1 protein-coding gene is annotated in these 600 nt (G+C 68.0%); it reads left to right on the top strand.

All coding sequences use genetic code 11. The features are described from left to right. Positions 1–463 (top strand): tRNA-uridine aminocarboxypropyltransferase (locus C1I89_RS33795; protein WP_102776427.1); only part of this gene is annotated, 463 nt, incomplete at its 5' end. Between the last annotated feature and the right edge of the window lie 137 nt (positions 464–600).

Below are 600 nucleotides of genomic sequence, written 5' to 3'. Positions count from 1 at the left end.
GCTCGGCTTGGCCGGCGCGCGCCGCGTGGTGGGCGAATATTTCTCGGAACAGGACTGGACGCAGCCCGGCTACGCGCCGCGCCTGCTGTTTCCGGGCGAGGGCGCCGAGGTGCTGACGCCGGGCTACGGCCGCGAGCTGGGCATGCCCGTACAGTTGATCGTGCCCGACGGCACCTGGGGCCATGCGCGCAAGCTGCTGCACATCAATCCGCGGCTGGCGGCGCTGCCGCGCGTGATGCTGCCCGCCGGGCTGTCGACGCGCTATCGCGTGCGCCATGCCGACATGCCGGGCGCGCTGTCCACCATCGAGGCCGTGACCCATGCCTTGAACGCCATCGAGGCGCCGCGCAATTTCGACGCCTTGCTGCGGCCGTTCGAAGCCTTGATCGACGGGCAGATCGCCGGCATGGGCGCCGACCTCTACGCGAAGCATCACCTGAACCGAAAAGTGCCCTGGCGCTGAGGGCGGGATGGCGGGGCAGGCCGGGCACAAAGCAAAAGCCCCGAAAACCTTGCGATTTTCGGGGCTTTTCAGCTCTTGCTGTCGAGACCTCGATCGAGGTTCCGACTGGAATTCCGTGGTGCCCAGGAGAGGACTCG

The sequence above is a fragment of the Achromobacter pulmonis genome, from assembly GCF_002885955.2.
In the GTDB taxonomy this organism is placed as follows: Bacteria; Pseudomonadota; Gammaproteobacteria; order Burkholderiales; family Burkholderiaceae_B; genus Achromobacter; species Achromobacter pulmonis_A.
This window is presented reverse-complemented; position numbering and strand designations above follow the sequence as displayed.